This window comes from Alistipes sp. UBA1686 (assembly GCF_002320215.1).
Classification (GTDB): domain Bacteria; phylum Bacteroidota; class Bacteroidia; order Bacteroidales; family Rikenellaceae; genus Alistipes; species Alistipes onderdonkii.
In genome coordinates this window covers 64,730-90,124 of record NZ_DCKA01000010.1, presented here as the reverse complement: position 1 = coordinate 90,124, position 25,395 = coordinate 64,730, and the positions used below count along the sequence as shown (strand labels likewise).

Genomic DNA, 25,395 nt, shown 5'->3' with positions numbered 1-25,395 from the left:
TTTTTATAGTTTTATTCGCGATGACAAAAGAAAGTCCGTCCGAGACACTCGGACGGACTTTATACGGGTTCTGAATATCGTATGTATCAGAGCGCTTCGGCGACGACATAGGTGCTGCCGCCGATGAAGACCATATCGTCCGCAGCGGCAAGTTCCCGGGCGTGTGCCACGGCGGCCGGCACTTCGGGGATGGTTTCCCCCCTGAGCCCGTAGATCGCAGCCTTGGCTGTCAGTTCGGCGGCGGGCAATGCCCTTTCGGTCTGTGCCTGCGTGAAGATGTAGTGCGCGTCGCGCGGCAGCAGGGGCAGGATGTGTGCCAGGTCTTTGTCGCGGACGAACCCGATCACGCAGTAAAGCTCCTTGTGGGGCGTCGCTTTGAGCTGTTCGGCCACGTAGGCGATGCCGTGGGGGTTGTGCCCCGTGTCGCAGACGACGAGCGGATTTTCACCCAGCTTCTGCCAGCGTCCCGCCAGCGAGGTGATGGCCGCCGCATCGCGCGTCCCTTCGAGGAAGGCACGGCGGGAGATCGTCAGCGGGGTCTCCTCGTGCAGGAAATCGACCGTCGCCGCGGCCGTCAGGATATTATGGCGCTGGTAATTGCCCGTAAGGTCGAGGTCTACCTCGAATTTGCGGTCGTCGCGCATGCGGTGCATGCAGAAGTGCTGCCGCCCTTCCCGGCAACCGCACTCTTGGCACGAGAATACCTTTTCGGCATAGATGACTTTCGATTTGTTGGCCGCAGCGACCTGCTCGAACACGTCGTTGTAGCGCAGGTCGCCCTCGCCGATCACGACTGGGATGCTCTTCTTGATGATCCCGGCTTTTTCGGCTGCGATCTTCTGGAGCGTGTCGCCCAGCAGCGCCGTATGCTCCAGCCCGATGTTGGTGATGACGCTTACGACCGGTACGATGATATTCGTGGCGTCGAGTCGTCCGCCCAGTCCCGTTTCGATCACCGCGACCTCGACGTCGCTCTGTGCGAAGTAGTCGAAAGCCAGTGCCGCGGTCATTTCGAAGAACGACAGTTCCAGCTCGACCATCTTGTCGTGGTGTTTGTCCACGAAGTTCACGACCTTCTGTTTGGGAATCATCTCGCCGTCGACACGGATGCGTTCGCGGAAATCCTGCAGGTGGGGCGAGGTGAAAAGCCCCGTGCGGTAGCCGGCCTGCTGCAATACCGAGGCGATGATATGCGATACGGAACCTTTGCCGTTTGTGCCCGCCACGTGGATCGTGAAGAAATTGCGCTGGGGGTTGCCGATGTGGCGGCAGAATGCGGTGATGCGCTCCAATCCCGGCTTGTAGGCCGTTGCGCCTTTGGTTTCGAAGGCCGGCAGCGACTGGAAGAGGAATTCGAGGGTCTGGGTGTAATTCATATCGGGTTTCGGGTTTTATTTTACGAGGTGGTTCTTTTTCTTGGCCCGGTAGGCGATGTAGTAGAGCACACAGAGCAGCATCAGGTATTCTGAGATGCGTCCCAGGTAGTCGCCGTACCGGGTGTAGAAGGTGAGTTCGGAGTTGAGGGGCACGGCCGCGGTGAGCACGCCCCGTTTTTCCCAGCCGAGCGTCTGGCCGATGTCGCCGCGGGCCGATATGAAGCCCGACATGCCGGTGTTGGCCGACCGGGCGATGGCACGGCGGTGTTCGACGGCGCGCAGGCGCGAGATCGTGAAGAGGTGTTTGTAGCCGGGCGTGTCGCCCCACCAGCCGTCGTTGGAGATGATGGCCATGAACTGCGCCCCGCGGCGCACGAAATCGCCGAAGAAATCGCCGTAAAGTCCTTCGTAGCAGATTGCCGGGCCGGTTTTCATGCCCCGGTGTTCGAAGGCCGTGCCGTGCTGGCCCATGCCGATCTGTCCCACGACGCCGCCCAGGTCGATCACGAGGAATTGCAGGATGTCGAAGAGCAGTGTCGGGGTATTTTCCACGCCGATCACCAGTTTGCCTTTGTGGTGCAGCTGCATCCGGCCTGCGGAGTCGAGCCCTACGGCCGTGTTGAATACGTCGTAGTAACCTTCGCCGAACCCGTCCCTGCGTGCCGTGCGGGGTTGTACCCCGGCGGCATAATAACGCAGGGTGTTGGCGCCCGTGACGAGCAGCGCCCCGGGGTGCGACCGGCGCAGGCTGTCGGTCAGTTCCTGCCAGAACATGCCCGGTTCGTCGGCCGGGCGGAATTCCGAAAGACCCGGTTCCCAGTAATGCCCCGGGACGGCAGTCTCGGGCAGCAGGATGAATTGCGCCCCGGCGGGCACCTGTGCCAGAAGGTCGGTGATGTTATCTTCCTGCCAGTCGGCGCGGCCGTTGAATTTGTCGTAGCAGTCGACGTTGGGTTGGAGGATGCTCACCTCGGCCGTCCCCTCGTCGGGCTGCTCCCAGCTCCACCAGATGCTCAGCGACACGGCGGCCGGAAGGAGCAGGACGCCCGCGGCCGGGATCCACCGCCCGATGCTGCGGCGTGCCCGCAGCGCCTCGAAGAAGAGGATATTACAGAGCAGCACCCACAGCGAACCGCCGAAGACACCCGTGTATTCGTACCACTGTACGAGCCATACGTCGTGCGAGAACCCGTTGCCCAGGATCAGCCACGGCCACGAGAATTCGCCGACCGTATACCAGTATTCCGTTGCGATCCACCCGGCAATGAGTAAGGTGTATGCCAGAGCCTTCGGCCCTTTCTTCGAGACGGTGTGGAACAACATGAAGGCGATCATGTTGAGCGTCGTCGAGGCGAGCGTCGCGGCCACGGGCCCCACCGGAGTGGCGTTCCATATCCACCAGACGGTCGAGATGTTCCACAGCGCGAAGGTCAGCGCCGCCCAGCCGAACATGCGCCACCACGAGCGGCGCGTCTGGTCGTACGATGCGCTGATCCACAGCAGCGGGATCATGGCGAAGGGCAGCGTGAGCCCCGTCATGCCGAGCCAGCCCGGTGAGAGCAGGACGACCGAGAGGATTACCGCCGCTAATCTACGAAACATGGTGTGTGATTTTTACGTCGGCAAAAGTAGTCAAATGAGCGCAGATTTCAAAATATTTCATACTTTTGTCTAAACATCTAAATATCCCGGATATAATGAAGAAATTTGCCTTTTTATTGTTCTCGGCGGCGACCGTATTGTTCTGCGGTTGCAGCACCTCGCCGAAGGAAGGTTACAGCATCGTCGACGGCGTGATCGTATTCGACGTCCCGGCCCGCGCCGAGGGCCAGCATTCCGTATTGCGGCTGACGGTCGACCCGATCCCGGTCGTACGCGTAGGGTTCATCGGGTTGGGTATGCGCGGCCCGGGCGCCGTGGAACGCTTCGCAAATATCGACGGGGTCGAGATCGTGGCGCTCTGCGACCTCTACCCCGAGCGTGTCGACAAGTCGCAGGAGATCCTCGCCGGACATAACCTCCCGGCCGCCGCCCCGTACAGCGGGGAGGAGGGGTGGAAGGAACTTTGCCGGCGCGATGACATCGACCTGGTTTACATCTGCACCCCGTGGCAGCTGCACGTCCCGATGGCCGTTTATGCCATGGAGCACGGCAAGCATGTCGCCGTCGAAGTCCCAGCCGCCATGTCGCTCGACGAGTGCTGGCAACTGGTCGACACTGCCGAGAAGACACAGCGCCACTGCATGATGCTCGAGAACTGTGTCTACGACTTCTTCGAGCTGACGACGCTCAACATGGCCCAGCACGGGCTGTTCGGCGAGATACTCCACACCGAAGGCTCCTATATTCATAACCTCGAACCCTACTGGGATTATTACCAGGGCAACTGGCGCCTCGACTTCAACCAGTCGCACCGCGGCGACGTCTATGCCACGCACGGCCTCGGCCCCGCCTGCCAGTTGCTGGACATCCACCGCGGCGACAAGATGAATTACCTCGTGGCGATGGATACCAAGTCGGTCAACGGCCTGAAACTCGCCAAGGAGAAGATGGGTGCCGAGACCTTCGCCAATGCCGACCAGACGCTGACGCTCATCAAGACCGAGCGGGGACGCACGATTCTGCTCGAACACAACGTCTATACGCCCCGTCCTTACAGCCGCATGTACCAGCTTACGGGCACCGAGGGCTTCGCCAATAAATACCCTGTCGAGGGCTATGCGTTCCGTCCCGAGCAAATCGCCGGCGAGGAGATTCCCGACCACGAGAATCTGAGCGAGCATTCGTTCATCCCCCAGGCGGCGAAGGCGGCGCTGATGGAGCGTTACAAGCATCCGATCGCCCGGGACATCGAGGAGAAGGCCCGCCGCGTGGGCGGCCACGGCGGCATGGATTTCATCATGGACTATCGCCTCGTTTACTGCCTGCAGCATGGCCTGCCGCTCGATCAGGACGTTTACGACGCTGCCGAATGGTCGTGCATCGGGTCGCTGACCGCGGCGTCGCTCGAACACAACAGTATGCCGGTCGCCGTGCCCGACTTCACGCGCGGCGACTGGGACAAGGTGGACGGGTTCCGTCATGCCATGGCACAGTAAAAACCGCTTATGACATACCGAAAAGCCGGACATTTCGTCCGGCTTTTTTCGTTTGTGGCAGCGCCTTTGCAGTCCGTGTCATAAACTTTAAAACGGTTTGTTATGGATCATCTGAAGGAAGCTCCGGATTATTTGCAGGACGACCACCTGTCGCGGGGAACCAAAGCTTATCTGAAAGTGTTGAACGGCGGCGCTCCCGTCGAATCGTTGCCGGTCGGGGAGGCCCGTCGCGTCCTGACCGATGTGCAGGCGGCCGTGCATGTCGATCTGTCGGGCATCGAGGAGTCCGAACGGACGGTCGAAAGCGAAGGGTATACGCTGCGCCTGAACCTCGTCCGCCCTTCGGGGGCGGGGCGCGTGCATCTTCCGGCGTTCGTGTTCATTCACGGCGGGGGCTGGGTGCTGGGCGACTATCCCACCCACAGGCGGCTGGTGCGCGACCTTGTCGTGGAGTCGGGTTGTGCGGCGGTATTCGTCAACTATACGCCTTCGCCCGAGGCGCATTTTCCGAAGGCTGTCGAGGAGGTGTATGCCGCAGTGAAATGGGTGGCCGAAAACGGCCGGGAGATCGGGGTCGACGGCAGCCGGCTGGCGCTGGCGGGCAACAGCGTCGGCGGTAACATGTCGCTTGCGGCGGCGCTCGTGGCCGAGGATCACGGCGGGCCGCGGCTGCGCACGCTCGTGCTGATGTGGCCCGTGACCGATGCGGGGTACGACTGGGATTCGTATGTGAAATACGGCCGCCAGCGGTTCCTGACCGCGCCGTTGATGAAATGGATGTTCGGCAAGTACGTTTCAGACCCGGCTCAGCGCGGCAACGACCTCATGTCGCCCGTGCGTGCTTCTGCCGAACGGCTGCGGGGATTGCCTCCGACGCTGATCGCCGTTGCCGAGAACGACATCCTGCGTGATGAGGGCGAGGCGATGGGGCGTCGTCTGGACGAGGCGGGCGTCGAAGTGACGACCGTGCGCTTCAACGGTGTGGTACACGATTGGGGAATGCTCAACGGGTTCGCCGCATTGCATCCGACGCGCACGCTGATACGGCTGGTTGGCTCCGTATTGCGGGATTACCTGGAAAAATAGGATTGGGGCTGCATTGGGAATTGTGCCGGGCTGTACTCAAACAGGCGGGCGGTGCTCAACAGGCTGACGGTGTTCAAAGAAGGGCGGGCCGGGCCGATGTCAGGGGCGGATCAGTGCCGGACGCTCCCCCGCGACAGGATATCCTCGAAATAGGCGATGGTCTTTACCAGTCCGTCGCGCAGCTGGATCGTGGGTTCCCAGTCGTTGAGCATCTTGCGGGCCAGCGAGATGTCGGGTTTGCGCTGCTGCGGGTCGTCCGATGGCAGGGGCATGTGTACGATCTTCGACTTCGAACCCGTGAGTTCCAGGACGATGGCTGCCAGTTCGTTGATGGTGAATTCATTGGGGTTGCCTATGTTGACCGGGCCCGTGAAGTCGTCGGGCGTATCGTCCATCAGGCGGATCATCCCTTCGACCAAGTCGTCGATATACTGGAACGAGCGGGTTTGTTCACCGTCGCCGTAGATTGTGATCGGTTCGTTGCGCAATGCCTGGACGATGAAATTCGAGACTACGCGGCCGTCGTTGATGTCCATCTTGGGGCCGTAGGTATTGAAAATACGGACGATTTTCACCGGGATGCCGTGTTCGCGGTAGTAGCTCATGAAGAGCGATTCGGCACAGCGTTTGCCCTCGTCGTAGCACGAGCGCAGTCCCAGCGGGTTCACGTGGCCCCAGTAATCCTCGGTCTGCGGATGTACCAGCGGGTCGCCGTATACTTCCGAGGTCGAAGCCTGCAAGACCTTGGCGCGGTTGTAACGCGCCATGCCGAGCATGTTCATCGCACCGATGACCGAAGTCTGCGTCGTCTTGACCGGGTCGTGCTGGTAGTAGATCGGCGAGGCGGGGCAGGCGAGGTTGTAGATCTCCTCGACCTCTGCCATGTAGGGGTAGATTATATCGTGCCTTATGACTTCGAAATTGGGGTGTTTCAGCAGGTGCCGGATGTTGCTTTTGTGACCGGTAAAATAGTTGTCGATGCAGATTACGTCGTTTCCTTCACCAAGCAGCCTTTCGCATAGGTGCGAACCGATGAATCCGGCACCGCCGGAGATTAAAACCCTCTTCATTCCAATTTGCGTCTTTTTTGATCGTCAAATATACTAAATATATTTTGAAAAGCATATCTTTGTACGCGCAAATCGCTTAAATAGTGAACAAAATGGGTCGCAAAGCCGTTTCTATTCTTTTTTATGGTATTTCGGTGGTGCTCACCGGGCTGCTTCTGGTCGCCGCCGTCCTGTGCCGGTATGCTTCGTCCGTCTCCCCCGGGGAGGGCGGATTCTGGGCGACGCTCGCTTTGCTCATGCCGGTCGTGCTGCTGGCCAACGTGGTTGCGCTGGTCTGGTGGACGGTTCGCCGCAAATGGATTGTCCTGCTGATGCCACTGGTCGCGCTGGTGCTCAACCTGGGGTATATTTCGGCCATGGTACAGCTTCCCGATTTCAAGGACTCGGGTGACCCGCACGACATCCGCATCGCCACGCTCAACGTAAACGGATTCCGCAGGCTGGGTTCCATGCCCGCTACGGCCAGGGCCATCGCCGGCATGATGAACCGCGAGCAGGTCGACGTGCTTTGCCTGCAGGAGTTTATGGACAGCAGGGAATTCCCGGCCGACAGCATCGGGAAGGTCTTTGCCCCGCGGATGCCCTATTTCCTGCATGAGGGCAGTGCGGCCCTGGTCAGCCGATATCCCGTTCTCGATCATAAATACGTCCGGTTTGCCGATACGAGCAACGACTACCTGCGTGCCGACCTGCTCGTCGTCGGCGATACGGTGCGACTCTTCGCTGTCCACCTCCAGACTTCGGGCATTGCCCAGCTCAGGCACCGGTTCCGGAAGGATTACGACCGCGACGCCCCCGTCGAGCAAATCTTGGGCGAACTGGAACACAACAGTAGTATCCGTGCCGGGCAGGTAGGTGAAATCCGTGCCGAAATGGATGCTTCGCCCTATCCGGTGATCCTTGCGGGCGACTTCAACGATACGCCTTCGTCCTATACCTACCGTACGATGAAGGGGGACATGACCGACGGTTTCCGTGACAGCGGGAGCGGTTACGGCGGTACTTTCCGCTATCTGGGAGGGGTACTGCGCATCGACTACATCTTTTACGACGACGCTTTCGAGGGCATCCGTTATTACATGCCTCCGGAAGACGTCAGCGACCACAAGGCCGTGGTCGCTGAACTGCGGTTCAGGTAGCGGACGCAATCGTCACGCTGCCGTCATGTCTTTTTCCCGGGATCAGCGGGCCTCCTGTGCCTCGGCCACGCCGCACTTTTTCATCTCATTGCGGCCATGGAATACCGGGTAGTACATCAGTTCGGCACGCGCCGGGTTGAGGCGGTAGGAGCCTGTATAGCGGGGCAGGAGCCTGACGGTGAAGGTATGCGTCCCCTTGCGGAGCTTGTTGCAGAAGACGGCGACCTTCTCCTTGTAGTATTCCCGGTGCGCCTCTTTCCAGAAATCGCCTTTCTCTTTCGAGTCGTAGGAACAGCCCGCGGGGATCGGGATCTCGACCATGACGTATTCGGCGTCGGAATCGGCCGTTACGGTTGCCACCAGTTCGACGCGCTCCCCGGCATGGAGTGTTGTCACGGGCTTGCCGTCCTTGCGGAACAGGGTAGAGACCGTGAAGCCTTCTGCCGCAGGTTCCGGTTTGTCGTTCCAGGCTTGTTGGTAGGCTGTGAAGAATACGGGCATGGAACCCTCTTTGCGGACGGTTATCTCCTTTCCGGGCTCGTATGTCCGGGTCAGCGGGAATTTGCCGAACCGTTGTCCGTCGATCGTCAGGCTCGCTTCGCGGAACGCGCCGCCGTCCTTTTCCAGCATGTCGGGCATGATGGTTTCCACGATCCGCGACGATTCGTAGGTGTTGCGCCACGAACCGCTTTTACGCTGTTCGAAGAAGTAGTTGCGGATCTTTTCCAACTCGGCCTTGCGGTTGCCCGCGGCGCGCAGGATGCGGTATGCCGTGAGCGTGTTCTCGACGTCGCTCATGTCCGGCTGCGCGAACCTGCGGGGCGTCGGTTCCAGCGGCGCTTTGTCGCGCCAGTACAACGATCCCATCATGGTTCGGGAGGCCAGTGCCAGCAGCGAATCCGCGGCGGGCATCCCACCCGGGGCGAGCTGTTGCAGCATTTCCGCCGTCCGGAGCCGGTTGCCGAGCGTCGCATCGGGGATCGACGCGATGAAGGCGCAGTAGCGCGGGTAGTCGATCCTGGCGTCCAGCTTGCGCAGAAGCCCCACCAGCGAGAGCAGTTCGTTTTTTCGCATCCCTGTCGTGTCGGATGCCGCTGCCGGCATACGGCGGTTCAGGCCGGCCAGCAGCGCGTCCGTCAGTGCCTGCCGGTCGAGGCCGGTCTTATAACCCTCCGTTTCGGCGTCGAGCAATGCCTCCACGACCTGCTGTGAGATCCACAGTTCGGTCTGTTCCCGGTTCCACCACCCCCATAACTTGCCGTCGTTTTGGTTGGCCGTCAGTTTGCGCAGCAGGTTCGTGACCTTGTCGTCGTCCTTGAATTTTCGTCCGAACAGGCTGTATATCCGTTTTTTCGAGAGCAGCGCCTTGACCTTCGAAGCCATCTGCTCGTTGCAGAGGTGGGGGTAGAGGTCGATGTTTTCGATCTCGTCGAGGAATGCCTGCATGGCCGATGCCTCGGCGTGGATCGTCACGGTGCCCAGCGCCGGGTCGGGCGTGAACCGCAGGGCCGCGGTGTCGTTGAGGACGGCGAACTCCCCGTGGGTTTCCAGGATTCCGGCCTTGTAGATCGGGATCGCACGCCGCTCCCCGTCGAAATAGCCTCCGGGCGTCGTCAGCGAGTAGACGATCCGGATGCTGTCGGCATCCCCTGCGACGGCGGGTATTGCGTCCGTATGCGAGGTGGCGATGCGTATTTGCTCCTCGGCTGTCCGTCCGTCGGTTTCGATCGTGCGGCGTACGGACAAGGTGTCGCCGGTGTGGTTGGTCAGCCGTCCGGCAGCATTGAGGCTGTCGCCCGCGATGGCGAAGCGGGGGACGGAGAGCTGGGCGTTGAGCGGCTTGTACGATTTTATGCGCAGTTGCTTCCTGTCCGCCTGCCTGCGGCCGCCTACGGCGATGAAGTTGGCGTCCCAGCTGGTGATGTCGTCCGGATAAGTCACTTCGAAGGTCAGCCGCCCCGCTTTGTCGGTCGTCAGGCGGGGCTTCCAGAATGCGTCGTCGTGGAAATCGGTGCGCAGCGTGTTCGGCATGCCGGCCTCGAGCGGGAAGCGGTCGCCGCCCGCCCCGTTCCGGTCGGTGGTTTCGATGAAGATGATCCCGTTTGCGGCCCTCGTCCCGTAGATTGCTGTGTTCGCGTCCCTGACGATGTTCATCGACAGGATGCTTCCCTGATCGAAGTCCGACAGCGCCCCGTCGTAGGGTACGCCGTTCACGACGATCATCGGGGCCTGGCCGGCGATTGTGCCCGTTCCCCGCACCTGTATCCCGGCGGACATGCCCGCGAGCGTACTTGTGAGCGTTTCCGTTTCCTCGTCGAATTCTGCGAATGCCACTTCCGTTGTGACCGTCGCGGAATTGGCCGTGCTTCCCACCACGGCCCTCTTTCCGGACTTTCCGTAAGCTACGACCACGACCTCTTCCAGTGCGTTGTAATCTTCTTCCAGGGCGATGTTATAGTTGTAGCCGGAGATCAGTTTGGTGGCGAAATTCCGGTAGCCGATATAATTGACGACGAGCGTTCCCCGTCCCGTGTCCGAAAGGGTGAATTTTCCGTCCGTATCCGTGACGGTTCCGACGTTAGTCCCGTCGATCTGCACCGATGCCCCGGCAATGGGCTCCCCATACGGGTCGCGCACGGTGCCCGTGACGACTTTGCCCGTCAGGTTGGCTTCGCTGATGCGTCCCGGGTTCCGCAACGGGTTGTCCCGCTCCGCCTCCGCGGGCTTGTAGTCGGCCAGCGGTGCCGCGGGGCGCGATACGCGCAACATTCTTTCCAGTTTCCCGAACAGCGCGCGGCTGCGGTCGTCGGCCGGCTCCTTTACGAGCGAATCCATCCGCAGGTAGTTGATGCCGCCCTTCCGCAGCCTTATGGTGGCCGAACAGCGGGTCGTATCCCTGAAGATGAGGTCTACGCGGAGGTTCCCCTCCGGCAGCCTGTCGATTTCGGTCGTCGTGCCGTAGTAGAGCCTGCTGGCGGGGTACTTGCCCGTCGATTGCAGGAACACCATGATCGGCTGTGCCCTTGTGCCGTCCGCCAGCTTGCCTGTGGACAGTTGCAGGCGGCAGCTGTCCATGAGCGATATCTGCGGGACGGCAGAGATCAGCCCCGATTCGTTTTCGACCATGTCGGCGAGCTGCCGCCTGAATATGCCGTGGATCGATTCGGCCGTAAGCGCGTCCTGCCCGAAGCAGACCTCCTGCGTGAACGGTTCGAGCTGCCTCCGGATCGGGTTCTGCTCCCAACTCTGTTGTTTCAGGTAGTTGTTCCGAATGTCGTAACGGTAGCCGCCCTCGATCTCGAAACTGTTGACTGCAAGCGTATCCGAATAGAGCGTTCCGACCTGCATGCCCCCGGTGGTGAATCCCCGGTAGGGGAACGGCCCGGCCAGGATCGCCGTTTCGGCCTGCGGCCTGTCCCAGCGGTAGCGGCGGGCCTGCTTCTCCGCGCCGTTGAGGTAGTAGCCGACCCCGCCGGCATTTATAATGCCCGGCAGCTCGGTTTCAACCGTGTAGGAGGATTGCCTGTCCGGCTGTCCTGTGAGCAGGGTTGCTTTCCCGAAGGTATTGTCGACCGTAATCATGTGCCGCGTCAGCAGCGCTGTCTCGCGCTGCGTGAGCATGCCTTTCTCTTTTCTTCCGTATTCCCGGACGGAGATCCGCACGGGATGGTTGTCCCCGGAAGCCTCCCAGGGTTGCACTGCGGATCGTCCGCCGTCTACCGAAACGATGGTTTTCAGCCCTTCGCCCGCATAGACGTTCTCGATGGTCACCTCCCTGTCGTAGGTGCGCAGCCGCAGCGTGTGCAATCCCGGCCATATCGGGAAGCTGTACGGCGTCAGTTGCTGCGCCTGTTTGAAATAGTGGGGTTGTTCGTCGATCCACAGGACATGGATGCCCTGCACCTCCCCGTCGACGACCACATAGGGGGATAGCTGGGTGAGCCTTCCGGGGGCTTCCTCGGTGTAGGCGTAGAACGGCTCCGGGTAGAGGAATTTGTAGTATTCGATCGAATCGAGTCCCATGCGCTGCCGCCACAGCGGCCAATCCATCCTGCTGCGGGTGTTGTAGAGGAAATCCTCGTCGGCCTCGTAGTTCTTCGGGGTGATGGCCTTTCCCGACACCGACTTCCCGTATATCGCCACTGCCGGCGGCAGGGCTTCGAATTTCGAGGTGAACGCATAGGCCGTCACGTCGGCATTTTTCACCGGGCGTCCCTTGCGGTCTTTGACCGCCACTTCGACCTTTGCGCTCTGTCCGGGGTAGACGGTCGCCGCCGTCGTTACCTCCATCGTGATGTTTTTCTCCGTGAAGGGCAGTTCGCCGCGTATCGTCCGGGCATTCTCGCCCTGCAGGTAGGCTATCTGCATCGAATAGCCCTTGCGGCCGTTGTCCTTGCGCGCGAAGTCGAGTTCGGTGGCATACCCCTTGGCAATCGTCTTGTCCCCCATGCAGATGGTGTACCAGAACGGGAATTTCGCGGGGTTGTTCACCACCAGCCGGACGTTGCCGTCCCGGCGGAAGAAGCGGTGCCCGATCAGTTCGCCCGGCAGCTTTCCGACCTCGATGTCCTCCGATGCCGTGGCGCTCTGCACCTCGTATTCGCTGACGATCCACGACAGCGGCACACTGCAGGGCAATGTAACCGAATCCTGCCATACGATCCCGTATTCCGGGTTGTAGGCGGTTACCAGGGCACGGCTTTCGACGCTTTTGCCGTCGTACAGTTCACGCAGGGCGAGCATCCCCTGGTCGGCCGAATAGTCGATCCGCCTCCGCCTTGCGTCCCGGTACAGGCTTATGCGCTCATCCCTGCGTTCGTTGCCCGCATCGAAGAACGAGCAGGCGACGTCGTAATACATCGACACGCCGTCGACGAATATCGAGTCGGGCAGAATGATTTCCTTCGTGGACTTGCCCTCCATGCCGAACGTATGCTCCCAGAGCCGGTCGGGGACGAATGCCGTGCGGGCGAGGAATTTGCAGCCCATGTACCTGGCGGGTTTGACCAAGACCTTTACCCGCCCGTCGTATACCGGCATGTTGTTCTCGTCCGCTGCGCTCAGTGAAATCCTCACCGTGTCGCCCCGGGCGTATTTTTGCTTGTCGGCCCTGGCCGTGAAGGTGAGCTTCCCGAGTTCGTACTCCTCGTAGCGGAAACGGCCCGTGACGTCATTCGCACGCTTGTCGTCCGTCCGGAAACGGAGTGTGTAATCCTTGTCGAGACGGAGGCGGAGGCTGTCCGAAAGCCTGAACTCCCATTCGTACATGCCGGGACGGTAGGGCGCCAGCGATACGAGGGTCGTGTCTATCGACGGGGAGTAATACGAAACGAGTGCCACGTCGACCTTCCCGTCGAGGGGCTTGCCTTTGCGGTTGATGTGCGCCTTGAATTTCACCGTTTCCCCGGGTTTGTACCTGGGTTTGCTGAATACCACGAACCCGTCGTACTTGTTCCGCGCGGGCAGCTTCCCCGGTGCGAAAACCCGCTTGAAGGCTGTTTTGACCGTTCCCCAGGCCGTTTTGAAGAACCCGGGACGGTAGGTGTAGTCCGGTTCGTTCCCGATGGTGATGTAATGCAGTACGCCGTCGTTGTTTACTTCGACCGTGGCCTCTTCGCCGCGGATGCGCGGCAGGTTGTAGGTGCGTGTGGCAGGGTCGTATTTCATCCGTTTCGAGCCCCGTTTTACCACGGCATCGTCGATGGTGTTGCCCAGCGTGTCGCAGAGTATCAGCATCACCTGCTCGTCCCTGACGAGCCGGTAGTAGAAATTGTCCACGACATGGTCGCTGTATACGAGTTCGTTTCCGTCCGTCCAGACCCGCAGGTAGTTTCCCCGGGAGAGCTGCGGGATCTTTCCTGCCGCAGCATATTTGCCGACGAACGTGTGCAGCATTTCTTCGTCGGGCGCCTTGCCTTTCACATGCAGTTCGCGGAGCTCTTTGGCATTGGGTTTATAGATGAATATTTCCGGGGAGGTGCGGCGGCTTTCGGGCAGCGGGGTCTGCGCCAGGCAGGCGGCCGTGCAGAGAAGCCCCACGAGGATCGTACTGCAATACTTCATGGCGAGGTCGGGGTTTTATCCTGCAATATAACAAAAAGATCGCTCATGGCGACCTTTTCGGGGAACTATCTGTGCGTGTCCGTCCGGATTTTACGGAGATATCGTCTCTTCCGCCTTTTCCACGCGGAAAAATGCGGTCAGACTATCGAACCATTTATCGCTCAGGGACGCGCAATACCCCCCCCCTCCGAGTCTTCTACGGTCTCGGACTTAGGTTGCACCTTGGCGATGGTGAACGTAAACGTGGAGCCTTCGCCCAGTGTCGATTCGATGGTCAGCTCCCCGCCGTTGCGGCGCGTGAGGTCTTGCACGAGCTGCAGGCCCAGCCCCGATCCCTCTTCGTTCTTGGTGCCGTAGGTGGTGTAGTGTATTTCGGGGTTGAGCAGTTTGGGCAGGTTTTCCTCGCTGATACCCGTGCCGAAGTCGCGTACGCTTATTACGGCATGGGTGGGGGTTTCCCGCACGCTGATGACGATCCGTCCGCCTTCGTTGCTGTACTTGATGGCGTTCGACATCAGGTTGCGCATGATCGTTTTCACCATGTCTACGTCGCACGGGACGGTAATCGGGCCGGGGATGTCGTATTCGACGGCGATGTTCTTGACCTGTGCCACGAGGTCGGACATCTTGCTGGCGAAAACCACGACCTCCGAAATGTCGACCTCCTGGAACACCGTGTTCATGCGTCCGATCTGGCTCTTCGTCCATTTGAGCAGGTTGTCCAGCAGCATGAAGGTGCTCTCGGTGATGTTGTTGCCCATCGTGATCATCTCCATGTTGTCTTCGCCTATCTGTTGCTGCGTAAGGTTTATCGAGAGCATGTTGAAAACCATCTTCAACGTGCCGATCGGCGACCGCAGGTCGTGGGCTATTACCGAGTACATCTTGTCGCGGGCGTCGACCGTGGCCTGCAATTCGTCGCGCTGCTGCATGATCGTGCGCTGCGCCGCCGCCAAATAGATGTGGTGCGATACGCGGGTGATCAGCTCCTCGTGGTTGAACGGCTTGGAGACGTAGTCGCTGGCTCCCAGTTTGAACCCCTTGACGATGTCTTCGGGGTTGTGCAGCGCCGTGAGGAAAATCACCGGGATGTCCTGCAATGCGGGATCAGCCTTCAGGTGTTTGATCACCTCGTAGCCGTCCATGTCGGGCATCATGATGTCCAGCAGGATCAGGTCGGGGAGCTCCGTCGCGGCCTTTTCGAGTGCCTCGTTACCTCCCGATGCCGTGACGATCTTGTATTTGGCACGGCTCAGCACGGCTTTCAGCAGCATGATGTTGGTGGCAATGTCGTCGACGGCCAGGATCGTGTAGTCCTCGGGATTTATGGCGATGTTTTTCATGAGGAGAGGTTTAGACATGCAAATATAGCATAATATTTCAGGTTCCGTTCAAAAATCGGTCAGGCTCTGCGGGCTTTCTCCCAGGCACCCTTTCCGCGGTGGGTCGCCAGGTACGATGCCCCGCGGAAAACATTGAGGTTCATGAAGAGAAAATAGTAGGGGATGAAGAGCAGCCTGTTGCGGTGCCCGCTGCGCTCCAGCGCCCATCCCGTGAGGGCGGCCAGGTAGAATGCGCATTGCAGGGCGAGGATCGCGGCATAGAGCGCCGGATGGCCCGACCACAGCAGCGCGACGTTGAGCGGCAGCAGTGCGACAAGCACTACGGGGGTCAGCGTCCAGCGCAGCGCGCGGTGCGATACGTACTGGAACCACAGCACCCCGTAACGGAACGGATTGAGCAGCTTGCGCAGCCGCCATACCGATTGCAGCCCGCCCGCCGCGATGCGCTTCTTGCGTTTGCCTTCTTCGCCCATGTCGGCCGAAGGGCTCTCCAGCGCATAGGCTTCCTTGCAGTAGGCGATCCTGTATCCCTGTGCCGCGATCAGCATCGAGCAGACGAAATCGTCGAGCAGCGTATCCTCCCTCAGCGTCTGCCACAGTTCGCGCCGCACAGCGAACAACTCCCCCGCTGCCCCCACCGCCGAGTAGAGGCGGTGATCCAGCTCCTTGAGCTTCGACTCGTATTTCCAGTAGACGCCTTCCGTTGCGGCGGCGCCCGTATTCCCTGTCCCGGCGACGCGTTTTTCGCCGGCCACGCACCCCACTGCGGGGTCTTCGAAGCAGCGGACGACCTGCGCCACGGCTTCGGGGTTGAGCATCGTATTGGCATCGGTGAATACGACCAGCGGCGTGCGGACTATTCCCAGCGCCCGGTTCAGCGCCGCGGTCTTACCGCCCCGGCGCGGGTCGTGCAGCACCGTCACCTCGGGGTAGGCGGCGAGCAGTTCGACGGTGCGGTCGGTCGAGCCGTCGGTGATCCACGTCACGCGGAGCTTTCCGGCCGGATAATCCAATGCCCGGCAGTTGGCCATCTTTTCCGCCACGACCTCCTGTTCGTTGTAGGCGGCGATGAGCAGCGTCACCTCGGGCGGGTCGGCAGGAAAGGCGTACCGCCGTGCCGGGTGCACGGCTTCGCGGATCTTCACCAGCAGCCACAGCAGGATGCCGTATCCGAGGTAGGTGTAGAAGACGAGGAATACCCCCGCCCAGAAGAGTATCGCTACGGTCGTCATGCTTCGAAAAGTTCGGTTAATACCTGTTTCATCTGGTTGTCCCACGAGAGGCGTCCCTCGACCGTGCCGCGGATCTGGGCGGGCGTGAGATGCAGCCCGTCGTGGAAACGCACGAGCGCCGCGATGTCGAGGGGCGTGTCGTCGGCCGGGGCTTTCATCACGTAGTCCATGCCGTCGAAGTCGCTGTCCCGTTCCGAGTATACGAACAGGATGCCGCGTGCGGCGTATTCGCGGTTTTTGAGCGTCTTGATACCGGTGATGCCGTTGCGGTGGCGCCCGAGGCTGGCAATGCCCATGTCGCACCACTCGAATTCGGCGTCGAGCGCCGCGCCCGAACGGGGGCCGATGACCTCGGCATACTCTGCCAGGGAGTATGCGTCGATCCTGCGGCGGTATTCTGCGATGAGCGTTTCCACGCCGTCGCCTGCGATACGCAGGCGGACGATGCACTGGTGCGGGGCGGCGTAATACTCCCTGAGCCCTTCGATCACGCGGTCGAGGCCGTGCCAGAAATGGATGTTCGCCACGGCCAGCAGCCGTAAGTTGTGGTGATCCCCGTGTACCTGGGTTTTGAGCGGGATACTCCGGAAGTCGATGCCGTTGGATATACGGATCGTCGGGCGGCCGAATATCTCCGTATCGTCGGAGAAGGTGACGATGCGGTCGATGTAGCGGGCCATGCGGCAGCGGAACATGCGGTCGATGCGCAGTTTGAGCTTCCGCACCGCGGGCGACTGCGCGAATTCGGCGTCGTAAGGGTAGGTCGGGATTTCAAGCGCGATCCGCACGCCGAGTTTTTTGACCTTGCGCAGCCAGTGGATCAGCACCGGGCTGGCGTTGTGGTCGTGGCGGATGTAGAGGAACTCCACCCCTTCGTGGCGGATGTAGCGCGTGATGTCGCTCAGCGAGACCCTTTTTTCGAGCTTGGCCCGCAATCCCTTGCCGAAGGTGCGGATCGCCTGTCCGCCGACCATTCGGCGCTGCGTGCCGTCGGGCGCTATCTCGATGTGGCACAACTCGATGTCGGCACCGTTGCGCCGCAGTGCGTCGCATTGGGCAAAGATCTTCTTGCTGATGCCGCTGTGGGCCGAAAACCCGTGGAAGACGACAAATAATCCTTTCATGTTGTTATCGTTTTTTGCGGGCCAGGAGCCGTCCTGCAAGTCCTTTCAGGTCGTATTCGCCGCTCAGGTGCACATAAAGGAGCCATACGCCGAGTGCCGCCGTCCCCTTGAGGGCGAGCGACGCCACGAGCGGCATCGGCGGGAGAAGCCATCCGACTGCTGCCAGGGGCAGGCCGACGAGTGCCGTGAGCAGCAGCGGCGAAAGGAAATTCCGCCAGAACCGGCGCCATCCCGTGCGCAGCGTGAGGCAGAACAACGCGTGGTAACACTGCACGAAGTTGACGGCGAACGAGGCGCAGATGCACCAGGCCACGGCTTCGGTCGTGCCGAATGCGAAGATGCCGGTGCAGATCGCCGCGACGTTGAGCGCCGCCGAGAATACGCCGCAGAGGAAGAGCATCCGCGTGGCGTTGGCGGCCTGGAAGATCGAGCCCGAGGTGGACATCACGATCTGGATGCCGACCGAGAGCGCCAGTATCCGGAACACCGGGACGGACGGCTCCCACTGGTCGCCGAAGATGATGAGCACCAGCTCCTGCGCCGTGAAGAAGAGCACGGCCGAGAGCGGCAGCCCTATGAACGCCAGCAGCCGGACGACTTTCAGGTAGGAGGCGCCCAACTGCTTCAGGTCGTGCTGCATCTCCGAAAAAATGGGGTGCATGACGGGCGAAATGACATAGGCGATGTTTTGCAGCGGGAGCATCATCAGCCGGTACGACTTGTCGTAATAACCCAGTTGCGAGAGGCTCATGTAACGTCCCATGAGCAGCTTGTCGAGGTTGCGGCTGAAATAGTTTATCAACTGGAACGAGAACTGGTAGGCCGAGAACGAGAATACTTTGCCCAGCGCCTTGCGTCCCGGGCGCAGGCGCAGCGGCAGCGGGTTCTGGCGGTAGTTTATCGCCAGGAGCATCAGGCTCGAAAACACCGGGTTGATCGTCAGTGCGTAGATGCCTGCCCCGGCATAGGCCGCGGCGATGGCGGCCGTGCCCCCTGCGATTTGCACCGTGAGCGACCGCATGGCGGCGAACCGGAAGCGTTTCTCCTTCAGGATAAGTGCATTGGGGACGATGTTGGCCGCGGCGAAAAAGAGGTTCAGCGCGAGGATGCGCAGGACGTTGCGCAGCACCTGCGAATCGCCGTAGAGAGAGGCGATCGTGCCGGCTGCTGCGAAAAACAGCAGCGCCATGACTGCCCCCGACCATACCGAGAGCGAGAATATCCCGCCCAGGTCGTGCCTGTCGAGGTTTTTGTGCTGGATGACGGCCGGGCCGATGCCCAGATCGCTGAAGATGGCAAAGAAGGCGATCACTACCGTGGCGATGTTCACCACGCCGAACTGCTCGGGGGTGAACAGGCGCGAAAGGATACCCGTCACCACGAGCGTTACGACGATGCCCGCGTACTTTGCGATCGAGGTGTAGAATACGCCCGAAGCCAATTCCCGCCTGACACTCATTTCCCGTTTTCTTTTTTTAGCGGTTTCTTGAACAGCAGCGTCGCCAGGGCACGGCCGTCGATGCTGCCCGGGTAGTGCCGCAGGGCATCCCAGGCCAGTTTCCAGCGTGCCCCGGCCGGAAGTGCCCAGGCGTTGCGCATCACGGGGCGCAGTATCTGCCTCGTGAGCGTGCGTATGAGTTGCCGCTGGCCGGCGTCGCGCGGCGCGGCAAAGCGGTTGAGTTCCCGCAGGACGGTAGTGTAGCCTTCGAGGTTACGGCGCGAAAACCCGCGTCCCATGATCGAATCCCCGTGTATGCGCCGCTTGAAGAACGAGCGTTCGATTCCACCTGCACGCGACGCCCCGAGGTAAAGTTGCGGGGTGAAGAGTTCGTCTTCATGGAGTATCCCCGGGTAGAGGCGCAGTCCCAGCCCGCGCAGGTAGGCGGTGCGGATAAAACTCAGGCAGGCCGAAGCCCGGTAGCAGTGCAGTGCGAGCATCCTGCGCAGCAGGGCGGTGCCGTCGCAGACCTCCGTTCCGAAATATTTTGCACGCCGGTAGTCGAACCATGCGGCGTCGGAGGCCGCTGCCCCGAAGCTTTCGGCGTCGAAGAACACGAAATCGAGCCGGTCTGACTGGCAGCGTTCGTAGCAGCGTTCGAGGGCGTCGGGTTCCAGCAGGTCGTCGCTGTCCATGAAGTAGATGAATTCGCCCCGGGCACGGTCGATCCCTGCGTTGCGGGTCTCAGAAAGCCCTTTGTTGGGCTGGGTGTAGAGCCGGATGCGGTCGTCTCCGGTGGCTATGCGTTCGAGTACGGAGAGGCTGCCGTCCGTCGAACCGTCGTTGATGACGATGAGTTCGATGTCGCGCAGGGTCTGTCCCATGATCGAACGCAGGGTCTGTTCGACATAGGCCTCCGTATTGTATACGGGAATGACGACGCTGACTTTCGGGTTATTCATCGACACGTATCCATTTTGCGCGTGCGGCGTCATAACGCTTGATTACGCGCGCCGGGTTGCCTACGGCGACGCTGTACGAAGGGATGTCCTTGGTGACGACGCTCCCGGCGCCGATCTGGCAGCGTTCGCCGATCGTGACGCCCGCCACGACCACCGAATTGGCGCCGATATGCGATTCACGTCCGATCGTCACCTCTTTACGCACGAGTTCCTGTGCATTCGAGTCTCGTGTCCCGTCGGCATAACCGTGGTTGAACCCCGAGATGAAGACATGCTGGCCCAGTCCGGCCCGGTCGCCCAGGCGCACGGGGCCGATGATCACCGATCCGATGCCGATGCGCGCCTGGTCGCCGATCACCACGTCTCCCGCACCGTTATTGACGACCGCATAATCCTCGATCAGGGCGTCGCGTCCCACTTCGAAGCGCCGCCAGGGGAAAACGTCGAGCCGCGCGTGGCGGCGGATAAGCGCACCGCGGCCTTTTTTGTGAACAAAAGGGTTCACGAACCAGCGCACCCAAAGACGGGGCCGGGGGTGCTTGTGCGGCGAAATCAGCCCGATGACGAATTGTTTGAGCCGGGGATTATTTTTGATTCGGTCGATCATCTTGTTGTATCCATATGCGTCAGTATGCAAATATAAGCAAACTTTGCGGGATTTGCCATTCCGGGTGTTTTTTCGGTGCAAAAAGGGCGTTTTGCGGCGGAAGAATGCGGGGCTGAAAATATTTCGGGCTTTTTTGATATAAAATAGAATTAAAATGTTTACATTTGTGCAGTTTTAAATTACATCCGGATCCGGGTGTTAATTACGTTTGAAAATTACGTTGATTATGAAAAACCTATCCCTCTTTACGGCTATGTTCGCCTTGTTGCTGGGCGGATGTGTGGAAAAGGTTCCTTCGAATCCGAATGGCATTCCCGAAGATGTCGAGCGGGTCGTGGATATGTCCGTTCCCGCATCGTTCGATTGGAAAACGACGGCTCCTGTGGCCTGCGAGTTCACCGCACCGCACCTTTCGCGTGTGCATGTGGCTGCGCAACGCGGCGCTGAGCCTTTCGCTTCGTTCATGGTAGGCGACGGTGCCGATGCCGTGAAGCTGGATCTGCCTGTCACGGCCAAGACGCTTTACGTAAGTTATGAAACTGAAAACGGCTTGTCGCCGCAAGAGGCCGTTCCTGTGGCCGGTTCGGCCGTATCGTATGCGCTCGCTTCGAACGGGAAGGATTATACGGGCATCGAGGACGGGGACAAGAACACCACGATCGGCGATGTGATTTATATGCCTGCAAGCGGTTGGGGAACGCTTCTTTTCGAGGATTTGTGGCCGTCGTACGGTGATTTCGATTTCAACGATTTCGTCATTAATTATAAGGTGCAGCTCCATATGAACAACAAGAACAAGGTTTGGGGCATGCATATCGGCGTTCGTGTGAAAGCGGTCGGCGGGTCTTTGCCCTATGACCTTTGCCTTGCGATGAAAGGTGTGAAAGGCGGTGAGATCGACGGGATCGAGCCTGTCGAAATGTATAATACCGGCAATGCCCGGCTCGTGGCGCTCAATTCGGCGAACTACGTGAAAGACCCTGCCGTCCTGCGCTTCGAGAATATCCGCACCAATCCCAACCGGCAGTCCGGCGCCGCTTATGTGAATACCGAGGAAGGGTACGAAATGACGGAGGAGCAGTTGGTCAATGCCTCGTTCTTTGTCGAGTTCCGTAATTCGATCGCTATCGGGGATGTGGCTTTCGACACGTTCGATTTCTTCCTCAGCCGCGAACGTGACGGCAACAACATCGAAATTCATATGGGCGGATTCGAGCCGACTCCCGATGCCGAACCCGATTACGCTTTCCTGAAAGCCGGGAGTGCTGCTACCGACAAGGCCGGCGATTATTATTATTCGAACGACAGGCTGGTATGGGCGCTCAACATTCCCCATGATATCCGGCATACCTATGAGAAGGTGGATTTCCTGAAGGCTTATCCCGAGATGGCCGATTGGGCGCAGTCGGGCGGTGCAAAATCGCAGGATTGGTATTTGCACGGGGTCGAGCAATACCTGGTGAGGAAGAAATAAACAGGTAGCAAGGAACTTCCTGAATAGAAGGGTGTCCGCAAGTGCGGGCACCCTCTTTTCGTCGCCGGAGTCCTGTCCGCCGATGTGCGGGTTCCCGGATTGTCGGAAGAACTCGCGATGTATCCGTTGTCCGCTTCCGGACGACGGGTTTTTTCAATCGTTTGCGCTGTGTCCGGGTTACTTCCCGAGCGATTCGTAGAGTGTCAGCAAATGCCGGGCGGTCTTTTCCCACGAGAATTGTTTTACCCGATCGAGGCCGTAGGCGACTTGCCTTGCGCGGAACGCTGCGTCGGTTTCGAGCCGCAGCAGGGCGTCGGCGATTGCCTTCGGGTCGGTCGGGTCGACGAGGATGGCGCCTTCGCCCGCCACTTCGGGGATCGCCGAGGTCGCGGATGTCACCACGGGCGTGCCGCAGGCCATCGCTTCGAGCTGGGGGATGCCGAAACTCTCGCGCAGCGAGGTGTAGAGGAACGCCGAAGCCCTGTTGTAGATGGCCGGCAGGTCGCTGTTGGGGATATATCCCGCCAGGCGGAGCATCCCGCGCAGCCGGGGTTCGCCGATCTCCCGCAGGATCGCTTCCGCGGGTTGTTCCCCGAGGTCTGCGATCAGCAGCGGCAGCGGCTTTTCGGAGCGCCGTACGTATTCGGCATAAGCCTTCAGCGTGCCGGGCGTGTTCTTCTTTGGGTCGGTATTGCCCAGGAAAAAGAGGAATTCGGGGTCTTGCAGGTATTTACAGACGGTTTCCGCCGTGCCTTCCATCGGGCGGAACCGGTCGTTGTAGCCGTTGTGAATGGCCATGATGCGTCCGGGGTCGAAGTTCAGTGCGGTGCGGATGCGGTCGCACTCGAATTGCGAGACGGTGATGACCATCCGGCATCTGGGCAGGATGCGCGGCACTACCAGGCGGCGGTAGACGCGCCCCAGCGACTGGTAGAGCGATTTGTTGCGCGCGGCCTGTTGCTCGAGGAAGATGATGTCGTGGAGCGTCAGGATCAGCGGGGTATTCCCCCATACGGGCGCCGTGTTGCTCGTGCAGTGCAGCAGGTCGGGTTTCACGCGGGCCACGGCGCGCGGCAGCGCCCACTGTTCCCACAGCGGGTAGCTCGGGCAGCGGAGCGTCGTGATGTGCATGTTGGGGCTCTCCTCCAGGCAACGGTCTTCGCCTTCGCCCGTGAAGATGAAGTATTCGTTCTTCGTGTCGAGCCGTTGCAGGCAGCGGATGGTTTCGAGCGCCACGAAGTCCATGCCGTGTTTGTTGGGGCGGAAGATGCGCTGTGCCTCGATCGCAATTTTCATGGTCGGTTTCCGGTATTGTTTCCGGGGGCTTTGTTTCCGGCCCCGGTATGTTCGGTGTGGATGAATTTGTCTTTGGTGCCCCGCAGCCGGAAGAGGTTGGCCAGCGTCAGCAGGAACAGGACGGGCATTCGCCTAAGGGCGTGTCCCAGCCGGTCGTCGGCCTGCTCGTCGGGCAGCGCCATCGCCATGGCCAGGAGCAGCAGCAGGACGGCCACCCACCATTTTATCGAACCCATGGGTGCGCATACCGTCATCACGACGGCCCACAGGGGCACCAGCCCCAGCAGCAGGATGCGCGGCGGCAGGCACCATTGCAGCAGCTTGTCGCAGTAATCCGTATTCCCCGAGAGGATTGCGCCCGGAAGCTGCCTTACGGCCGATGAAAGGGCGTAGAACTGTGCCGCTATCCAGCGCCGCCGCTGGTTGTAGTAGGCACCTTCGCCCTGTACCTTCTCGTCCAGCACGCGCACGTCGTCCAGGTAGTCGATGTAGATGCCCTGCCTCAGCAGCAGCGCTTCGAGCTCCTTGTCCTCGCCCGAAGTGGTGCAGCGGGCGATATTGTCGCGGAACCATTTGTAATCGAAGGCCATGCCCGAGCCGATCAGCGCCGAAGAGAATCCCAGCGCCACATGCCCGCGACGGAAAATCGAGTTGTTGATCTCCTCGCTCGCCGCATCGAGTATGGCAGTGTCCGTGTCGCGGTTCTTGGCCGTGCGGTGTGCCTGCACGGCCTGGATGCCGCTGTCGAGGGCGTCGTTCATGCGGGCGATGAATTCCCTGCCCGCCAGGTTGTCGGCGTCGAGTATGGCCACGGCCTCCGCGCCGTCCGGGCCGATTTCCCCTACGGCGAAGTTGAGCGCCTTAGCCTTGGAGCTGTTTTCGAAGGAGACTTCCAGTACGCGGATCGGCATCCGGCGCAATTGGGCGAGCGTGGCCGGTTGCAGTCGGTCGGCGATGACGACTACCTCGTGCAGTTCCTGCGGATAGTCTTGTTGCAGCGCAGACTGCGCTGCATGGACGATCACCGCGTCGCTTTTGTAGGCCGGGATCAGCGTCACGAACCGGCGTTGCCGCCGTGCCGGGGGATAGGTGTCCTTGCGTGCGCGCGTCGAGGCGGCCGCAAAGACGAAGAGGTAGAGCACCGGGAGTCCCAGTACGAAGACGAATGTCCAGTCGAGGATGTCGAGCAGTAGCGTCATGCCGTTTTGTTTTTCAGGGTGAAGAAGCCCCCGGCACCGCGCAGTACGGCCTTTGCCAGGTCGCCGCGCCCGCGTGCCAGCGCCGCGGCGATGTTTTTGGGGACGGCGATGCATAGTTGGTAGGCGACGGAAAGCATCCGGGCGGTGCCGTGCAGGTTCCGCCATGCGAACAGCAACCGGTTGCGGGTCAGGTAGTAACTCCTCAGGGGGCTTTGCTGTCCGGTCGTCGCGCTCTCCTTGTGGAATACCGTGCAACGGGGGTCGTAGGCTATTTGCCAGCCCTGTTCACGGATACGCACCGACCAGTCGAGTTCTTCGTAGTAGAGGAAATAGATATCGGGCATCGTTCCGGCTTTTGCGGGTACTTCGCGCCGTACCATCATCGCCGCGCCGTGGGCGTAGGGCGTGTCGCGCGGCGTGTCGAACGACCCGTCGTCGGGCATCCCGAAGCCGATGAGCGCGTTGCGCAGCGTGACGCGCGTCAGGGGCGTATACCCGGCGAACTGGATATGCCGCGGGGGAGCGAAAAACCGGATCTTCGGGCATACGGCGCCGATCGCAGGGTTGCCCGCCAGGGTTTCGCAGAGGTAGTGCAGCGTGTCGTCTTCGACCTCGGTGTCGTTGTTGAGCAGCAGCAGGTAATCGCCTGCCGCGGCTGCGAACCCCAGGTTGTTGCCTCCGGCGAATCCCAGGTTGCGCTCGCTGCGCAGTGCCTTGATCCCCGGGTAGCGTTCGCGCAGCATGGCCGCCTCGTCGCGGGCGGAGCCGTTATCCACCACGATGATCTCCAGCGGCGCGGTGACGTGCCGCCGCAGCGATTCGACCATGGCACAGGTAAGCGCGTAGCCATTGTAGTTGACCGATATGACCGAAATCAGCGGTTTCATG

General features: G+C 60.6%; 17 protein-coding genes. 4 read left to right on the top strand and 13 right to left on the bottom strand.

Annotation, left to right across the window (positions count from 1 at the left end):
• Positions 1 to 86: 86 nt before the first annotated feature.
• Positions 87 to 1,376, bottom strand: a complete 1,290-nt coding sequence (locus tag B3C38_RS03520) for a bifunctional folylpolyglutamate synthase/dihydrofolate synthase (protein ID WP_286725390.1) — start codon at positions 1,374 to 1,376, stop codon at positions 87 to 89.
• A gap of 15 nt (positions 1,377 to 1,391) precedes the next feature.
• On the bottom strand, positions 1,392 to 2,978 hold the full coding sequence (gene lnt / locus B3C38_RS03515; protein ID WP_286725388.1) for an apolipoprotein N-acyltransferase: 1,587 nt from the start codon (positions 2,976 to 2,978) through the stop codon (positions 1,392 to 1,394).
• Between the two features lie 95 nt (positions 2,979 to 3,073).
• Here lnt and B3C38_RS03510 point away from each other — a divergent pair, with 95 nt between their 5' ends.
• Positions 3,074 to 4,474: a Gfo/Idh/MocA family protein gene (locus B3C38_RS03510; protein WP_286725385.1), complete on the top strand. Its 1,401-nt coding sequence runs from the start codon at positions 3,074 to 3,076 to the stop codon at positions 4,472 to 4,474.
• A 102-nt stretch (positions 4,475 to 4,576) separates the two neighbouring features.
• On the top strand, positions 4,577 to 5,560 hold the full coding sequence (locus tag B3C38_RS03505) for an alpha/beta hydrolase (protein WP_055210134.1): 984 nt from the start codon (positions 4,577 to 4,579) through the stop codon (positions 5,558 to 5,560).
• Between the two features lie 110 nt (positions 5,561 to 5,670).
• Here the strand turns inward: B3C38_RS03505 and B3C38_RS03500 are convergent, their stop codons facing one another.
• On the bottom strand, positions 5,671 to 6,630 hold the full coding sequence (locus tag B3C38_RS03500) for a UDP-glucuronic acid decarboxylase family protein (protein ID WP_018697041.1): 960 nt from the start codon (positions 6,628 to 6,630) through the stop codon (positions 5,671 to 5,673).
• A 92-nt stretch (positions 6,631 to 6,722) separates the two neighbouring features.
• Between B3C38_RS03500 and B3C38_RS03495 the strand changes: the two genes are divergently transcribed.
• A complete protein-coding gene (locus B3C38_RS03495; RefSeq protein WP_195338205.1) occupies positions 6,723 to 7,769 on the top strand; it encodes an endonuclease/exonuclease/phosphatase family protein in 1,047 nt (348 codons plus the stop codon).
• A gap of 42 nt (positions 7,770 to 7,811) precedes the next feature.
• Here the strand turns inward: B3C38_RS03495 and B3C38_RS03490 are convergent, their stop codons facing one another.
• From B3C38_RS03490 to B3C38_RS03460, 7 genes are all read right to left on the bottom strand, one after another.
• On the bottom strand, positions 7,812 to 13,832 hold the full coding sequence (locus tag B3C38_RS03490) for a carboxypeptidase-like regulatory domain-containing protein (protein ID WP_286725375.1): 6,021 nt from the start codon (positions 13,830 to 13,832) through the stop codon (positions 7,812 to 7,814).
• Between the two features lie 161 nt (positions 13,833 to 13,993).
• Entirely contained in the window at positions 13,994 to 15,175 is a 1,182-nt protein-coding gene (locus tag B3C38_RS03485; protein ID WP_022332630.1) for a hybrid sensor histidine kinase/response regulator, read from the bottom strand.
• 59 nt (positions 15,176 to 15,234) lie between these two features.
• Positions 15,235 to 16,407, bottom strand: a complete 1,173-nt coding sequence (locus B3C38_RS03480) for a glycosyltransferase family 2 protein (protein ID WP_022332629.1) — start codon at positions 16,405 to 16,407, stop codon at positions 15,235 to 15,237.
• Positions 16,404 to 17,531, bottom strand: a complete 1,128-nt coding sequence (locus tag B3C38_RS03475; protein ID WP_286725368.1) for a glycosyltransferase family 1 protein — start codon at positions 17,529 to 17,531, stop codon at positions 16,404 to 16,406. Before B3C38_RS03475 ends, B3C38_RS03480 begins: the two co-directional genes overlap by 4 nt.
• Positions 17,532 to 17,535: 4 nt before the next feature.
• Positions 17,536 to 18,990 (bottom strand): lipopolysaccharide biosynthesis protein, encoded by a 1,455-nt coding sequence (locus B3C38_RS03470; RefSeq protein ID WP_022332627.1) that lies wholly within the window; start codon positions 18,988 to 18,990, stop codon positions 17,536 to 17,538.
• Complete coding sequence (locus B3C38_RS03465; protein WP_286725364.1) at positions 18,987 to 19,931, bottom strand: glycosyltransferase family 2 protein; 945 nt, start codon at positions 19,929 to 19,931, stop codon at positions 18,987 to 18,989. Before B3C38_RS03465 ends, B3C38_RS03470 begins: the two co-directional genes overlap by 4 nt.
• Positions 19,924 to 20,538, bottom strand: coding sequence for an acyltransferase (locus tag B3C38_RS03460; RefSeq protein WP_022332625.1), 615 nt, complete (start codon positions 20,536 to 20,538; stop codon positions 19,924 to 19,926). The genes B3C38_RS03465 and B3C38_RS03460 overlap by 8 nt, the downstream gene beginning before the upstream one ends.
• Positions 20,539 to 20,764: 226 nt before the next feature.
• On the opposite strand from B3C38_RS03460, the gene B3C38_RS03455 reads away from it, so the two are divergent.
• A complete protein-coding gene (locus B3C38_RS03455) occupies positions 20,765 to 22,012 on the top strand; it encodes an LruC domain-containing protein (RefSeq protein ID WP_286725360.1) in 1,248 nt (415 codons plus the stop codon).
• Between the two features lie 177 nt (positions 22,013 to 22,189).
• On the opposite strand, the gene B3C38_RS03450 is transcribed toward B3C38_RS03455, so the two are convergent.
• From B3C38_RS03450 to B3C38_RS03440, 3 genes are read right to left on the bottom strand one after another with little or no spacing between them, the layout of a single operon-like run.
• Positions 22,190 to 23,308, bottom strand: coding sequence for a glycosyltransferase family 4 protein (locus tag B3C38_RS03450; protein ID WP_286725358.1), 1,119 nt, complete (start codon positions 23,306 to 23,308; stop codon positions 22,190 to 22,192).
• Complete coding sequence (locus B3C38_RS03445; protein ID WP_022332622.1) at positions 23,305 to 24,507, bottom strand: glycosyltransferase; 1,203 nt, start codon at positions 24,505 to 24,507, stop codon at positions 23,305 to 23,307. The genes B3C38_RS03450 and B3C38_RS03445 overlap by 4 nt, the downstream gene beginning before the upstream one ends.
• On the bottom strand, positions 24,504 to 25,394 hold the full coding sequence (locus B3C38_RS03440) for a glycosyltransferase family 2 protein (RefSeq protein WP_286725355.1): 891 nt from the start codon (positions 25,392 to 25,394) through the stop codon (positions 24,504 to 24,506). Before B3C38_RS03440 ends, B3C38_RS03445 begins: the two co-directional genes overlap by 4 nt.
• Position 25,395: the final 1 nt, after the last annotated feature.

Coding starts and splice junctions, on each gene's coding strand:
- B3C38_RS03450 (WP_286725358.1), bottom strand. CDS start 23,308: ATGAAAATTGCGATCGAGGCACAGCGCATCTTCCGCCCCAACAAACAC.
- B3C38_RS03460 (WP_022332625.1), bottom strand. CDS start 20,538: ATGATCGACCGAATCAAAAATAATCCCCGGCTCAAACAATTCGTCATC.
- B3C38_RS03440 (WP_286725355.1), bottom strand. CDS start 25,394: ATGAAACCGCTGATTTCGGTCATATCGGTCAACTACAATGGCTACGCG.
- B3C38_RS03475 (WP_286725368.1), bottom strand. CDS start 17,531: ATGAAAGGATTATTTGTCGTCTTCCACGGGTTTTCGGCCCACAGCGGC.
- B3C38_RS03455 (WP_286725360.1), top strand. CDS start 20,765: ATGAAAAACCTATCCCTCTTTACGGCTATGTTCGCCTTGTTGCTGGGC.
- B3C38_RS03490 (WP_286725375.1), bottom strand. CDS start 13,832: ATGAAGTATTGCAGTACGATCCTCGTGGGGCTTCTCTGCACGGCCGCC.
- B3C38_RS03485 (WP_022332630.1), bottom strand. CDS start 15,175: ATGAAAAACATCGCCATAAATCCCGAGGACTACACGATCCTGGCCGTC.
- lnt (WP_286725388.1), bottom strand. CDS start 2,978: ATGTTTCGTAGATTAGCGGCGGTAATCCTCTCGGTCGTCCTGCTCTCA.
- B3C38_RS03500 (WP_018697041.1), bottom strand. CDS start 6,630: ATGAAGAGGGTTTTAATCTCCGGCGGTGCCGGATTCATCGGTTCGCAC.
- B3C38_RS03510 (WP_286725385.1), top strand. CDS start 3,074: ATGAAGAAATTTGCCTTTTTATTGTTCTCGGCGGCGACCGTATTGTTC.
- B3C38_RS03465 (WP_286725364.1), bottom strand. CDS start 19,931: ATGAATAACCCGAAAGTCAGCGTCGTCATTCCCGTATACAATACGGAG.
- B3C38_RS03495 (WP_195338205.1), top strand. CDS start 6,723: ATGGGTCGCAAAGCCGTTTCTATTCTTTTTTATGGTATTTCGGTGGTG.
- B3C38_RS03505 (WP_055210134.1), top strand. CDS start 4,577: ATGGATCATCTGAAGGAAGCTCCGGATTATTTGCAGGACGACCACCTG.
- B3C38_RS03480 (WP_022332629.1), bottom strand. CDS start 16,407: ATGACGACCGTAGCGATACTCTTCTGGGCGGGGGTATTCCTCGTCTTC.
- B3C38_RS03470 (WP_022332627.1), bottom strand. CDS start 18,990: ATGAGTGTCAGGCGGGAATTGGCTTCGGGCGTATTCTACACCTCGATC.
- B3C38_RS03520 (WP_286725390.1), bottom strand. CDS start 1,376: ATGAATTACACCCAGACCCTCGAATTCCTCTTCCAGTCGCTGCCGGCC.
- B3C38_RS03445 (WP_022332622.1), bottom strand. CDS start 24,507: ATGACGCTACTGCTCGACATCCTCGACTGGACATTCGTCTTCGTACTG.